7 protein-coding genes are annotated in these 12,832 nt (G+C 69.2%); 1 reads left to right on the top strand and 6 read right to left on the bottom strand.

Translation table 11 applies throughout. From position 1 onward, the window contains the following. Positions 1-212: 212 nt before the first annotated feature. Positions 213-3,107, bottom strand: a complete 2,895-nt coding sequence (locus IG08_RS0122570) for a vitamin B12-dependent ribonucleotide reductase (protein ID WP_030605418.1) — start codon at positions 3,105-3,107, stop codon at positions 213-215. Positions 3,108-3,270: 163 nt separating this feature from the next. Further along, the gene (nrdR, locus tag IG08_RS0122565; RefSeq protein WP_030605417.1) at positions 3,271-3,849 is read right to left on the bottom strand and encodes a transcriptional regulator NrdR; all 579 of its coding nucleotides are present in this window, start codon (positions 3,847-3,849) and stop codon (positions 3,271-3,273) included. Positions 3,850-4,422: 573 nt separating this feature from the next. Between nrdR and lexA the strand changes: the two genes are divergently transcribed. After that, positions 4,423-5,202 (top strand): transcriptional repressor LexA, encoded by a 780-nt coding sequence (lexA, locus tag IG08_RS0122560; RefSeq protein WP_030605414.1) that lies wholly within the window; start codon positions 4,423-4,425, stop codon positions 5,200-5,202. A gap of 141 nt (positions 5,203-5,343) precedes the next feature. Here lexA and IG08_RS0122555 read toward each other — a convergent pair whose 3' ends face one another. The 4 genes from IG08_RS0122555 to IG08_RS0122540 all read right to left on the bottom strand — a co-directional run bounded on the left by IG08_RS0122555 (position 5,344) and on the right by IG08_RS0122540 (position 12,496). Then, on the bottom strand, positions 5,344-7,350 hold the full coding sequence (locus IG08_RS0122555) for an ATP-dependent DNA helicase (protein ID WP_030605411.1): 2,007 nt from the start codon (positions 7,348-7,350) through the stop codon (positions 5,344-5,346). A 409-nt stretch (positions 7,351-7,759) separates the two neighbouring features. Beyond that, positions 7,760-8,584 carry a GNAT family N-acetyltransferase gene (locus IG08_RS0122550; RefSeq protein ID WP_030605409.1) on the bottom strand — a complete coding sequence of 275 codons (825 nt, stop codon included), beginning with the start codon at positions 8,582-8,584 and terminating at the stop codon, positions 7,760-7,762. A 133-nt stretch (positions 8,585-8,717) separates the two neighbouring features. Then, positions 8,718-10,673 carry an IucA/IucC family protein gene (locus IG08_RS0122545; RefSeq protein WP_030605408.1) on the bottom strand — a complete coding sequence of 652 codons (1,956 nt, stop codon included), beginning with the start codon at positions 10,671-10,673 and terminating at the stop codon, positions 8,718-8,720. A gap of 281 nt (positions 10,674-10,954) precedes the next feature. Then, entirely contained in the window at positions 10,955-12,496 is a 1,542-nt protein-coding gene (locus IG08_RS0122540; RefSeq protein WP_043454913.1) for a diaminobutyrate--2-oxoglutarate transaminase family protein, read from the bottom strand. Positions 12,497-12,832 lie beyond the last annotated feature (336 nt).

Below are 12,832 nucleotides of genomic sequence, written 5' to 3'. Positions count from 1 at the left end.
GCCTGTCGTCATGGAGTCGGCAAGCCACCTCAGCCGGCCGTCTCCGGGCGCCAGTCCGGCCCTCAGCACGTCACACCAGCCCGCGCAGTCGCGGCAAGTCTCTTAGCTGGGCGCCCCGTTGCATCGGGCTACCCCATACGCCGAGGGCGGCGGCGCCGGAAACCCGGCACCACCGCCCTGAGCAGTGGGTTCACCCCAGAGGGTGCCCAGAATCAGCTGCAGCCGCTGGTCGAACCGCAGCCCTCGCAGATGTAGCAGGAACCGGCCCGCTGCATCTTCGTACCGCAGGAGAAGCACAGCGGGGCGTCGGCCTGGATGCCCAGCTGCATCTCCACCAGCTCGGCACTGGTGTGGGCCTGCTGCGGGGCGGGCTTGGCCGCCTCGACCTCGGCCTTCGGGGTGGCGACGGCCTTGAGCTCCTGGGCGCGCGGCGCCGACTGGGCCAGGCCCTCGACGTCGACATCGTCGATGGACGGCTCGTACGAACCGGTCTCCAGGTGGCGCTGACGCTCCTCGGCGGAGTGGATGCCGAGCGCGGAGCGCGTCTCGAAGGGCAGGAAGTCGAGCGCCAGGCGGCGGAAGATGTAGTCGACGATCGACTGCGCCATCCGCACGTCCGGGTCGTCCGTCATACCGGCCGGCTCGAAGCGCATGTTCGTGAACTTCGAGACGTACGTCTCCAGCGGCACGCCGTACTGCAGACCCACCGAGACGGCGATCGAGAAGGCGTCCATCATGCCCGCGAGGGTGGAGCCCTGCTTGGACATCTTCAGGAAGACCTCGCCGAGACCGTCGTCCGGGTAGGAGTTGGCCGTCATGTAGCCCTCGGCGCCGCCGACCGTGAAGGACGTCGTGATACCGGGACGGCCCTTGGGGAGGCGCTTGCGGACCGGGCGGTACTCGATGACCTTCTCGACCGTCTCGCGGATGGTCGCCTCGGCCTTCTCGGTGACCTCGACCTTCTCCTTCTCCTTGGTCTTGGCAGAGAGGGGCTGGCCGACCTTGCAGTTGTCACGGTAGATGGCGAGCGCCTTGACGCCCATCTTCCAGGCCTCGAAGTAGACCTCTTCGACGTCCTCGACGGTCGCCGACTCCGGCAGGTTGACCGTCTTGGAGAGCGCGCCGGAGATCCAGGGCTGGATCGCGGCCATCATGCGGACGTGGCCCATCGCGGAGATGGAGCGCTCGCCCATGGCGCAGTCGAAGACCTCGTAGTGCTCGTGCTTGAGGCCCGGAGCGTCGATCACATTGCCGTGGTCGGCGATGTGGGCGACGATCGCCTCGATCTGCTCCTCCTGGTAACCCAGGCGGCGCAGGGCCTGTGGGACGGTGCCGTTGACGATCTGCATCGAGCCGCCGCCGACCAGCTTCTTGAACTTGACCAGCGCGAGGTCGGGCTCAAGACCGGTGGTGTCGCAGGACATCGCGAGACCGATGGTGCCGGTCGGGGCGATGACGGACGCCTGGGAGTTACGGAAACCGTTCTTCTCGCCGAGACGCAGCACGTCCTGCCAGGCCTCTGTTGCGGCGGCCCAGATCGGCGAGTCCAGGTCGTCCATGCGGACGGCCTCGGTGTTGGCGTCGGAGTGCTGCTTCATGACGCGCAGGTGCGGCTGGGCGTTGCGGGCGTAGCCGTCGTACGCGCCGACGACCGCGGCGAGTTCGGCGGAGCGCTTGTACGACGTACCGGTCATCAGGGAGGTGATGGAGCCGGCGAGGGCGCGGCCGCCGTCGGAGTCGTATGCGTGGCCGGTCGCCATCAGCAGGGCGCCGAGGTTGGCGTAGCCGATGCCGAGCTGGCGGAACGCGCGCGTGTTCTCGCCGATCTTCTGGGTCGGGAAGTCCGCGAAGCAGATGGAGATGTCCATCGCGGTGATGACGAGCTCGACGACCTTCGCGAAGCGCTCGACGTCGAAGGACTGGTGGCCCTTGCTGTCGTCCTTCAGGAACTTCATCAGGTTCAGCGAGGCGAGGTTGCAGGACGTGTTGTCCAGGTGCATGTACTCGCTGCAGGGGTTCGAGCCGTTGATACGGCCGGACTCCGGGCAGGTGTGCCAGTGGTTGATGGTGTCGTCGTACTGGATGCCGGGGTCGGCACAGGCCCAGGCCGCCTCGGCCATCTTGCGGAAGAGCTGCTTGGCGTCGACCTCCTCGATGACCTCACCGGTCATGCGGGACGTCAGGCCGAACTTGCCGTCCTCCTCGACCGCCTTCATGAACGTGTCGTTCACACGGACCGAGTTGTTGGCGTTCTGGTACTGGACGGACGTGATGTCGTCGCCGCCCAGGTCCATGTCGAAGCCCGCGTCGCGCAGGGCGCGGATCTTCTCCTCTTCCTTCACCTTGGTCTCGATGAAGCCCTCGATGTCCGGGTGGTCGACGTCGAGGATGACCATCTTGGCGGCGCGGCGCGTGGCGCCACCCGACTTGATCGTTCCTGCGGAGGCGTCGGCGCCGCGCATGAAGGAGACCGGACCGGAGGCGTTGCCACCGGAGGACAGCAGCTCCTTGGAGGAGCGGATCCGGGAGAGGTTCAGGCCGGCGCCGGAGCCGCCCTTGAAGATCATGCCCTCTTCCTTGTACCAGTCGAGGATCGACTCCATGGAGTCGTCGACGGCCAGGATGAAGCAGGCGGAGACCTGCTGGGGCTGGGGCGTACCGACGTTGAACCACACCGGGCTGTTGAAGCTGAAGATCTGGTGCAGGAGGGCGTACGCCAGCTCATGCTCGAAGATCTCGGCGTCGGCAGGCGAGGCGAAGTACTTGTAGTCCTCGCCGGCCTTCCGGTACGTCTTCACGATGCGGTCGATCAGCTGCTTGAGGCCGGTCTCGCGCTGCGGGGTGCCGACGGCACCCCGGAAGTACTTGCTGGTGACGATGTTGACCGCGTTCAACGACCAGAAGTCGGGGAACTCGACGCCACGCTGCTCGAAGTTGACCGAGCCGTCGCGCCAGTTGGTCATGACGACGTCACGTCGCTCCCAGGCCACCTCGTCGTACGGGTGCACGCCGGGGGTGGTGTGGATGCGCTCGATACGCAGGCCCTTGGTCGCCTTGGTGCCCTTGGTTCGGGAACTCCGTGCCGGACCGCTCGCCGTCTCTGTCATGCCGCCTCCCTGTACGGGCTAAAACGCCCTGAAGTGCCCCGATGTTCCCGTGGCACGGTGTTCTGTCTGATGTTGCGGGCACCCACTCGCTACGCCCGCAACAGGTCTTGGTTCGCCGCCGTCCGGCCGGGTCCGGGGTCTCCGCCCGGGTCCGGCCCGCCGATCAGTCGGCGGCGCGTGCGGGTACCGGGACTTGAGCAGTCCCTCCGGACCCGCGGTCGTCCTCCTGGCTCCCCCCGACGGCGCCTTCGCCGTCCACAACGTCCTCGCGGTCATCGTCGTCCGCGGCTGGGGGTCCCGTCTGTTCCCTGAGTTCCACGATCGCGGCCTCGAAGTCCTCGAGCGAGTCGAACGCCCGGTAGACGGAGGCGAATCGCAGATAGGCGACGAGATCGAGCTCCTGCAACGGGCCGAGTATGGCCAGCCCGACATCATGGGTGGTCAGCTCGGCGCTTCCGGTGGCCCGCACCGCCTCCTCGACCCGTTGGCCGAGCTGGGCGAGCGCGTCCTCCGTGACAGGCCGTCCCTGGCATGCCTTGCGCACGCCGTTGATGACCTTGGTACGACTGAAAGGCTCGGTGACTCCGGACCGCTTGACCACCATGAGCGAACACGTCTCCACGGTCGTGAAACGACGGGAGCAGTCCGGACACTGGCGGCGCCTGCGGATCGACGTGCCGTCGTCGGTCGTACGACTGTCGACGACGCGGCTGTCGGGGTGCCTGCAGAAGGGGCAGTGCATGAACTCCCAACCCTCCTCACAGCAGACTCAATAGCCTCGTTGGACCTCATGGGCCCCTCGAAGCAGCCCCAAGCATAGGCGATCGCCACGGTCCTAAAGACCCGGGGGACCACAACTTCTGGGCTGCTGCTGCAATCCAACCACTAGATGTGGGGCTTGGCTCATACATCCACGCTGTACGCGCGTGTCGCGCATGCGTTGGCATGTGCCGTGCGGCCACACCGCCGCACGCGCCGCGCCGACACACGCACTGCACGGCCATATCGCTGCGACACATGCGGAGATACCGTGGGCGCCGCAGGGAGGGGACGTGGGATTCCCGCACAGATGGGGGCCGGTTCCCGGTTGACGGGATGCCGGATGGCAGACTGGGGCGGCAACCCAGGGGACGGCGCCCCGGCGGTGAAGAGTACAGCAATGGACCCATTTGCCCGGCAGGCGCCACGTTAGCCATACACCCAGACACATGATCGCGACAGCCGCTTCAGAATTTTTCACTCGAACGTGTGTTTGGCGCAACCTTTCGAAAGCAACTACCGTTGTCCAGCAGGGAGACCATCGAGAGGGGCCGACGTGACCACCACCGCAGACAGTGCCACCATCACTGCCCAGGACCGCTCCCAGGGCCGACTCGAGCCGGTGCATGCGATGAACGAAGCCACGAATCCCGAGGGGCACAAGCGCTCCCTGCCGGGCCGACCTCCAGGCATCCGGGCGGACAGCTCCGGACTCACCGACCGGCAGCGCCGGGTGATCGAGGTCATCAGGGACTCCGTGCAGCGGCGCGGCTACCCGCCGTCGATGCGGGAGATCGGCCAGGCCGTCGGCCTGTCCAGCACCTCCTCCGTCGCACACCAGTTGATGGCGCTGGAGCGCAAGGGCTTCCTGCGGCGCGACCCGCACCGCCCGCGCGCGTACGAGGTACGCGGCTCCGACCAGGGCGCCTCGGCGCAGCCCACGGACACCGCAGGCAAGCCGGCCGCGTCGTACGTCCCGCTGGTCGGCCGTATCGCCGCCGGTGGCCCGATCCTCGCGGAGGAGTCCGTCGAGGACGTGTTCCCCCTCCCCCGGCAGCTGGTGGGCGACGGTGAGCTGTTCGTCCTGAAGGTCGTCGGCGACTCGATGATCGAGGCCGCGATCTGCGACGGAGACTGGGTCACCGTCCGCCGTCAGCCCGTCGCGGAGAACGGCGACATCGTCGCCGCGATGCTGGACGGCGAAGCCACCGTCAAGCGCTTCAAGCGCGAGGACGGCCACGTCTGGCTTCTCCCGCACAACTCGGCGTACGAGCCGATCCCCGGCGACGACGCGACCATCCTCGGCAAGGTGGTGGCAGTGCTGCGGCGCGTCTGACCGCCGCGGTCGGCCTCGCCGATCGACCGGGCCCCGGGACCCCTGCGCCGGTTCCGGGGCCCTGTGCTGTCCGGTCCCGGTGCCGGGTGGCTTCGGATCGCGGGTTGGCCTGTCCCGGTGCCGGGACAGGCCAACCCGCGATCATTCGGTTTCGACCTCGGCTTCGACCTCGGCTTCCGCTTCCGCTTTCTTCGCGGACGCGTCGATCGCCGCCAGCGACCTCCGGACCTGGTTACGGTCCGTGGTGTACCAGAAGTCGGGCAGTGACGCCTTCAGATAGCTCCCATACCGGGCCGTGGCCAGCCGCTGGTCGAGAACGGCGACCACACCGCGGTCCCCTGATGCCCGTACGAGGCGGCCGGCGCCCTGGGCCATGAGCAGGGCCGCGTGCGTGGCGGCGACCGCCATGAAGCCGTTGCCGCCGACGTCCTCCACCGCTTTCTGGCGGGCGCTCATCAGCGGGTCGTCGGGGCGCGGGAACGGGATCTTGTCCATGACGACCAGCTGGCAGCTGGGGCCGGGGACGTCGACGCCCTGCCAGAGGGACAGCGTGCCGAAGAGGCACGTCTTGGGGTCGGCCGCGAAGTTCTTGATCAGCTCGCCGAGAGTCTCCTCGCCCTGGAGGAGGATCGGGAACTCGGGGACACGGGACCGCAGTTCCTCTGCGGCCAGCTGGGCGGCCCGCATGGAGGAGAACAGCCCCAGGGTGCGGCCACCGGCCGCCTGGATCAGTTCGGTCAGCTCATCGAGCATGTCCGCGCGGTCGCCGTCCCGCGCGGGGCGCGACAGATGCTTGGCGACGTACAGGATGCCCTGCTTGGGGTAGTCGAACGGCGAACCGACATCGACACCCTTCCACTGGGGCAGGTCGTCGCCCTCGGTTCCCTCGGGGGCGAGCCCCAGGGAGGCGCCGACGCCGTTGAAGTCGCCGCCCAGTTTCAGGGTCGCGGAGGTCAGGACCACGGAGCGGTCCGCGAAGAGCTTCTCCCTGAGCAGGCCGGACACCGACATGGGGGCGACGCGCAGGGAGGCACCGAAGCGGTCATGTCGCTCGTACCAGACGACGTCCCACTCCGAGCCGTTCGTGATCCGCTCCGCCACGTCGTGCACCGTCTCCACGGAGGCCAGTGCCTGTTTGCGGACCGCGTCCTCGTCCTGGACCGACTTGTCGCGGGTCGCGCCGATCGCGGAGATGACGGTGCGGGCGGCGTCGCGCAATGCCATGAGCGCGTAGCCGAGGTCCTCCGGGATCTCCTCCAGGCGGCCCGGCAGGGCCAGCTCCATCAGCCGCTCGAAGCCCTCGGCGGCGGTCTGGAGCTGGTCGGCGGCCTTTTCGTTGACGAGCTTCGCGGCCCGGCGCACCGCTCGGTTGACCTGGCCGGGGGTGAGTTCGCCGGTGGCGACGCCGGTGACCCGGGAGACCAGTTCGTGCGCCTCGTCGACGATGAGTACCTCGTGCTGCGGGAGCACCGGAGCGCCCTCGATGGCGTCGATGGCGAGCAGCGCGTGGTTCGTCACGACGACCTCGGCGAGCTTGGCGCGCTCGCGGGCCATCTCGGCGAAGCACTCGGCGCCGTACGCGCATTTCGAGGCTCCCAGGCACTCCCGCGACGAGACCGACACCTGGGCCCAGGCCCGGTCGGAGACACCAGGCGTGAGGCCATCGCGGTCACCGGTCTCGGTCTCGTCCGACCAGTGGCGCAGCCGGAGCAGGTCCTGGCCCAGCTTGCTGGTGGGCGCGGCCGCCTCGAACTGGTCGAAGAGGCCCTCTTCCTCGTCCTGCGGGACGCCTTCGTGAAGGCGGTGCAGGCACAGGTAGTTCGACCGGCCCTTGAGCATCGCGAACTCCGGGCGGCGGCGCAGCAGCGGATGGAGCGCCTCGACCGTACGCGGCAGGTCCCGCTCCACGAGTTGTCTCTGCAGGGCAAGGGTGGCCGTCGCGACGACGACTCGCTCCCCGTGCGCGAGCGCAGGCACGAGGTAGCCCAGCGACTTTCCGGTACCGGTGCCGGCCTGTGCCAGCAGGTGGGAACCGTCGTCGATCGCGTTCGCGACGGATTCGGCCATGGTCACCTGGCCGGGGCGCTCCGTGCCGCCCACGGCAGTGACGGCAGCATGCAGGAGTTCGGGGAGTGAGGGCTTCGTCATAGCTCGACCACCCTACGGCCCGGCACTGACAAGCGGGTGATCAAGGCGGGGACGAGGGGCGGGATCAAGACCGGGTGCTCCTCGGGTGCGTGGCCAGTGGATATCGGATCGAATCGGATCGGTTCGCCATTGACCGGGGGTGATCTGTTCGGCTGCGGAATCGGTTCATTCGGTGTCGACGGTGACCGATTCACTGTGCGAGCCGACTCTGTCGAGGTCGGGGACAGCCGGTTCCGGGGATGGGCCGGTTCGTCTCGGACGAGGGATGGCCGGTTCCCGATCGGGGCCGGTTCACCCAGCGGCGGCAGTGACGTGCGTGGCCGCGGGGCCGGTTCGAATCATCTCGCCGTGAGTGGGAACCGGACCGGCACGAGCGGTGTACCAAAAGTGATGACTCAGTGACACGGTGCTACAGCAGATCGCGCAGGGACCGGTCTCGGACCATGAGGGCAGCCCGCTTGGCGGGCAGGTCCACCTCGGCGGAGAAGCGGAAACCGGCGCTCAGGAAGGCGGCGACGGAGGGAATGTTGCGAAGGTCGGGTTCCGCGACGACGCGGGTACAGGCGGACCGCTTGTCGAGCACGAGATCGGCGACGGCTCTCAGCAGAGTGCTGCCGAGGCCTCGCCCACGGTCGGTGATACCGCCGACAAGGAGGTGGATTCCGGTGTCGTGAGGTCTTGCCGGATAGCGACGGGCCAGTGGATCGAGGTCTGCCCGGTAGATCTCCCAGTAGCTCATCGGCGTGCCCTCCAGCACACCGAGGCACGGAACGCTGCGTCCGTCACCGGTGAGTTGGGCTCGCAGGTGCTCTTCCGTCGCGTTCTGGGGTCCGGCCAGCTCCCAGAACGCAGCGACGGCCGGGTCGTTCATCCAACGGCCGACGAGTGGAACGTCGCGCTCGACGCACACGGGGACGAGGTGGAACACGCCCGCCGGGGTGGCGGTCGGTCCCCAGTCGGCGACGCGATCGAGCAGGTCGTCACCGGCCGAGGTGGCTGAGGAGAGCTGCGCCGTGCCTTCGGCCTGGTGCTGTTCCCCACCGGTGCCGGCCCGTTCTTCCTCGAAGAGCGCGAGGAGTTCTTCGGGCAGGCGCAGTTCCAGCGTGTCCTCGCTGCACGCTCCCAGGCCGACGCCCGTGTTGGTGCTGTTCTCGCTGGTACCGGGGCTGGGGTCGCTACCGATGTCGGCGATGGGGGCGGTACCGGCGTTGGCACTCGCGTCGGTGGGAGACACGGCGACGCTCCTCTCAGGAGGCGGGGTGGGTCATGTTCCTCAGGGATGAAGGGAGTTGGTGAGGACTGGAGGTGTTGGTCGGGTGTGAGGGCGATAGGTGGGCCGACGAGCAGGTCGGTCAGGAACGGGTCGGTCAGGAGTGGAGGGGGTTGGCGATGGTGACGTAGACGGACTGGGTGTCGACCGGGCCGACGAGTTCGTCGAGGCCATGCACGCGGGTCAACAGATTGGCCTTGCAGCGCAGGACGGGTGAGTCGAGCAGGTGGGCGGGAAGCGAGGTGCGCAACCGGGCGGGGCCTGAGGCCACGTCGTCGAGGAAGCGGCGGAAGGCGGCGAGGAGCAGCTGTTCGTCGGCCAGGTGCTGGGAGCCGAACGCTCCGATGAGGCCCAGGACGTTGTTGATCGCGAGGTAGTACGCGAAGCGCTCGTCGGTGACCTCGTCAGAGACGAAGGTGTCGCTGTGTTCGCCGATGCCGGGCAACCGGGCGTCGAGTTCCGTGCGTCGTGACGCGCGGAAGTAGTAGCCCTGGTTGTCGCGGTAGCGACCGCCGGTGGGCCAGCCATCACTGTCCAGCAGGAGCAGGGTGTTCTGCTGGTGTGCTTCCAGGGCGATCCCCGCTTCCGCGTCCAGCCACAGCACAGGGCGGACGACCTGTTCGAGGTAGCGCAGGAACCACTCGGCGGCGACGGCACCACGGGGACGGCCGGTCCGGGCGGCGAGGCGCGTGACGACCTCGGCCAGCCGGGACCACCATGCCGGCCGGTCTCCCTCCTGGCGGCCCGTGGCGGCATCGGCTTGGACCTGGGGTCGGGGCGAGACGAGTCCGGCGATGCAGGACACGTCGTCCGTGGGGCTGAACGGGTTGTGCCGGATCATCACGTCGAGTCCGGGCACAGGGTTGCCGTCCGGTCCGTCGACGGCGAGCCAGGCCGGGTCACGGACGATGTCGAACCCCGGGTGGGCCGCCTGCCACTGCTTGGACAGGCCGCTGCGCAGCAGACGGTGCACCTCGACGCCGCGGTGGAGTTCCTTGCGGAGGTTCTCACGACGGGAGTTGGTGATGCGCAGGCCCAACGACAGCTTGAGCATGGCGGGGGCGCCGGAGCGGTGAACGGTTCGTACGGAGGAGGTGGGGTGCCACGGGGAGCCGTGCGCGCCGAGGTCCTGGAGGAGTCCGGCGTCGAGCAGGGCCGCGATCTCGGGGCGGTGTCGGACCTCGCGCCATTGCCACGGGTGCAGGGGCAGGGCCGTGTGGTTGTCGGGCAGTGGCAGTCCGGGTTCGGCGAGCCGTTGTGTGAGCTGGGCCGCGGTGACGGGACGGCCACGTTCGGTCCAGGCCGAGTCGGTGGCGAGTGCAGAGGAGGTGACAGCGAGCCAGTGCAAGGGGAAGGAGCCGCGCAACTCGGGTGAGTACAGCGATGCTTCGGCCTCGGAGAGACCTTCACGGCTCTTGGGGGCCGGGTGCAGTGGGTGTCCGAGTACGAGTGCCTGTTCGGCGGTGCGGAAGAGGTCGGGGCCATCCTCGGGGCGTTTCCGCCGCTCGCTGATGAAGGTGACGGTGCGGCGGGCGGAGTCGGCCACGCGCGCGACGAGTTCGGCACCTCCTCCGGCCGCGGGCCTGTCGTCGGTGCTCCGTTCCCCGAGCGACTCTCTGGTGAGCAGTGCCGCGACGGTGACGGCGTCGGCCGGCGGGGACTGTTCCGGGGCGTCGGCGAGGGAGGGAGGACCGAAGCGGTGCCATCCCGTGGGGGACCAGTAGTGGACCGGGGCTAGCAGGGCCGTGCCGCTGGCGGGGAGGGGGATGCGGAGGGTGCCGTTGTCGGGGGCGGAGAGCTTGGTCTCGCGTACCCAGCAGCGCAGCAGGTTCTCCACGGTCGCTGCCTCGGCAGCCGTGCGTGGGTCGGGATGTTCCAGGAGGTCGGCCGTGACACCACGCAGCTGTTCGGCCTCCGGGGCGCCGGCCTGTGCCGGAGTCGTGCCCTGCCGGTGAGGGGCCGGGACCTTGGGTCGTTGCCGGGAGGCGAGTGTGTCGGAGGAGCCGCGGGGGTCTGTGTGGGTGCGGTCGTCGGGAGTGGGGGTGGTGTTCAAGTGCGTGTTCCTCGGGGGTGGATCTGCGCGGGGTGGCTCTGTCTCGCGTGGCTCTGCCTCGGGCTGCGGGCGCTGGACCGGGGTTTCCGGCGGAGGTCCACCGGTTCGGTGGGATGGAGTTGGGATGGAGTTGGGGTCGACTAGGCACAGGGAGGTGCGTGGTGTTCGGGAGCGAGTCAGTCGGCGAGTGGCGCGGTGACGGCGCTCGCGGGGACACACAGGCGCGCGGCACACCGCTGGGACTGCGGCTCGGGCTCGGGCTCGGGCTCGGGCTGCCGTCTCTAACCCGCTCGTTCGGCGCGGTCGCCCTGGCCGCTCGGGCGGCGGCGCTGCTGCGGTCGGTCCTCGCGGGTGCGGCTTCGGGCCACCGCCTCGACGGCGTCGGCAAGTCGGTCGAGCACTGCGGCCGCCTGCTCGTCGCTGATCGTCAACGGCGGGAGCAGCCGCACGACGCTCGCGTGGCGGCCGCCGAGTTCGACGATCAGGCCACGTCGAAGGCATTCCCGCTGGACGGCGGCGGCGAGCTCGGGGGCGGCGGGGCGAGGACCGCGAGCGAGGTCCCGGGCCGCCGTCGAACCCGCGGCGAGACTGGCTCGATCTCCGGCAGGACCCAGGCCTACGGAGCTGTCCAACCCACCAGCACCACCGAGGTGTCCTTCCGAGGCACCCGCCCCTTCGGCGCCCTCGACACCCCCCTCCGGCTCCACCATCTCGACGCCGATCATCAGGCCCCGCCCACGCACGTCACCGACGATGGGGAACTCCCGGGACAGCTGCCGGAGTTGGGTCAGCATGCGGGAGCCGAGTGTGGCGGCGCGTTCGGCAAGGTGGTTCTCACGGACGTAGGCCAGCGTGGCCGTACCCGCGGCCATGGCGAGTTGGTTGCCGCGGAAGGTGCCTGCGTGGGCGCCGGGTTGCCAGACGTCGAGGTCGTCGCGGTAGACCACGACGGCCAGGGGCAAGCTGCCGCCGATGGCCTTGGAGAGCACCATCACGTCGGGCGTGATGCCACTGTGGTCCACCGCCCAGAAGGCGCCCGTGCGCCCGACCCCCGTCTGGACCTCGTCGGCGATCAGCGGGACCGACCGGCTCTCCGTGACGTGTCGCATGCGCCGCATCCACTCGTCCGGCGCCGGGATCACCCCGCCCTCCCCCTGGACGGGCTCGAGGATCATCCCGGCGGGCAGCGGCACCCCCGACTTGGGATCGTCGAGGACGGACTCGGTCCAGCGGGCGCCGAGTTCGGCACCGTACGCGCCGCCGACGCCGAACGGGCAGCGGTAGTCCTGCGGATAGGGCAGACGGGCGACCCGTACGTCGAAGGCGTCCCCGGAGGCTGCGAACGCGCCGGAGGTCATCCCGTGGTAGGCGCCGGCGAAGGCGAGCATGCCGTCGCGCCCGGTCGCGGCCCGGACGAGGGTGAAGGCGGCCTCCACCGCGTCCGTGCCGGCCGGTCCGCAGAACTGCACGCGTGCGCGGTCGGCGAGACCGGGCGGCAGAGTGCGGAAGAGCTCGGTGGTGAAGGCGTCCTTGACGGGTGTCGCCAGGTCGAGGACGTGCAGGGGCGCGCCCGAGTCGAGGACCTTGCGGATCGCCTCCAGGACCACGGGATGGTTGTGCCCGAGGGCCAAGGTCCCCGCGCCCGAGAGGCAGTCGAGGTAACGGCGGCCGTCCGCGCCCTCGATGGTCAGTCCGCGCGCCCGCACCGGCACGATCGGCAGGGCACGCGCGTAGGTGCGCGCCGCCGACTCGCGCGCCGACTGGCGCCGCAGGATCCCCTCGTGCGCGGAGCGCGCTCCCGACGCGGTCTCGGTTACGGCCACGGTTCTCCCGTCCTCCCGCTGTCCAGGGGCGAGCGGTCCTCGCGTCCTCACTCACCCCGACATACGAAACCCCGTGAGTCTTCGCTCGACATCTCGACAACCGGCGTCCCGATGTCTCATATCCCGATGTCCGGAAAACTCCGGGGAATTGGGCACGGGGGATCAGAGCGACCACGGGCAGCACGCCCCCCACCGCTACCAACCCCGGACCGTTCACCGGGTTACGGGTTGCCTCAAGATCCTTGCCGTGACGGAACTGTTGCCGTCCCGTCGGAAGTCCCTCACAGCGAGTGCATAGTGTTTGATGCCGTTCCCTGACGCCTTGACGGCACGTGA

The organism is Streptomyces fulvoviolaceus, assembly GCF_000718165.1.
GTDB classification, from domain to species: Bacteria; Actinomycetota; Actinomycetes; order Streptomycetales; family Streptomycetaceae; genus Streptomyces; species Streptomyces fulvoviolaceus.
The sequence above is the reverse complement of the archived record's forward strand: the minus strand, read 5'-3'. Positions and strand labels throughout refer to the sequence as shown.

What these genes read in the sequence shown, in the direction of transcription:
- IG08_RS0122570 (WP_030605418.1), bottom strand. Translation starts at nt 3,107, where the DNA reads ATGACAGAGACGGCGAGCGGTCCGGCACGGAGTTCCCGAACCAAGGGC.
- nrdR (WP_030605417.1), bottom strand. Translation starts at nt 3,849, where the DNA reads ATGCACTGCCCCTTCTGCAGGCACCCCGACAGCCGCGTCGTCGACAGT.
- IG08_RS0122555 (WP_030605411.1), bottom strand. Translation starts at nt 7,350, where the DNA reads ATGACGAAGCCCTCACTCCCCGAACTCCTGCATGCTGCCGTCACTGCC.